This window comes from Flavobacterium sp. FPG59 (assembly GCF_002150205.1).
Classification (GTDB): Bacteria; Bacteroidota; Bacteroidia; order Flavobacteriales; family Flavobacteriaceae; genus Flavobacterium.
Map to the genome: position 1 here is coordinate 1 of NZ_MTCA01000393.1, position 1,117 is coordinate 1,117.

At 34.7% G+C, this 1,117-nt stretch carries 1 protein-coding gene; it reads right to left on the reverse strand.

All coding sequences use genetic code 11. From position 1 onward, the window contains the following. Positions 1-108: 108 nt before the first annotated feature. Positions 109-1,062 (reverse strand): MoxR family ATPase, encoded by a 954-nt coding sequence (locus FPG59_RS16235; protein WP_086455549.1) that lies wholly within the window; start codon positions 1,060-1,062, stop codon positions 109-111. Positions 1,063-1,117: the final 55 nt, after the last annotated feature.

A 1,117-nucleotide genomic window follows, 5' to 3' on the forward strand; every position in this document is an offset into this window, starting at 1 on the left:
GTATTTAAAAAAGCCATTTTTAGCAATCCTTGAATTTGGACCCAAATAAAAAAAGGTTCATTGTTGCTTTTACAACAAAGAACCTTTCTAAATAAGCCAACTACAACGTTATAATAGCTTTTCGATAATCATTTCTTCAGTTACTCCTTCGGCATCTGCTTTATAATTTTTAATGATTCGGTGTCTCAAAATTCCGGTTGCCACGGCTTGAACATCTTCTATGTCTGGAGAAAATTTTCCATTAAAAGCAGCATTGGCTTTGGCAGCCAAAATCAAATTTTGAGAGGCTCTGGGTCCTGCTCCCCAATCTAAATAATTTTTCACAAATTCATTTGACAAGGAATTATCTGGACGCGTTTTACTCACCAAGCGCACCGCATATTCTATAACATTGTCCGCAACTGGAATTCTGCGAATCAATTCTTGAAAATCAATAATCTCTTGTGCAGTAAATAGTGAATTTACAACTACTTTCTCATTAGATGTAGTTTGCTTTACCACTTGCACTTCCTCTTTAAAACTTGGATATTCAAGTTTTATAGCAAACATAAAACGATCCAGTTGTGCTTCGGGTAAAGGATAGGTACCTTCCTGCTCAATTGGGTTTTGAGTTGCCAAAACAAAATAGGGCAAATTCAATTTGTAATTATTCCCAGCAATAGTAACAGATCTTTCTTGCATAGCCTCAAGCAAAGCTGCTTGCGTTTTGGGAGGTGTTCTATTGATCTCATCAGCCAAAACTATATTCGAAAAAATAGGCCCTCTTATGAATTTGAATTGTCTGTTTTCATCTAAAATTTCACTTCCTAAAATATCCGATGGCATTAAATCTGGAGTAAATTGGATTCTCTTAAACTCAAGCCCTAAAGCCTGAGCCAGCGTATTCACCATAAGCGTTTTTGCTAATCCAGGAACACCCACTAATAAAGCATGTCCACCTGAAAAAATACAAAGTAATATTTGATCGACAACAGCATCTTGTCCTACAATAATTTTTGCGATTTCTTTTTTTAGTTCATTTCGTTTTTGAACTAAATTATGTATTGCTGCAACATCTGACATGTATATATTTTTTAAATTAAAAAAGAGCTAGTTAATGCAAGCATAAAACTAACTC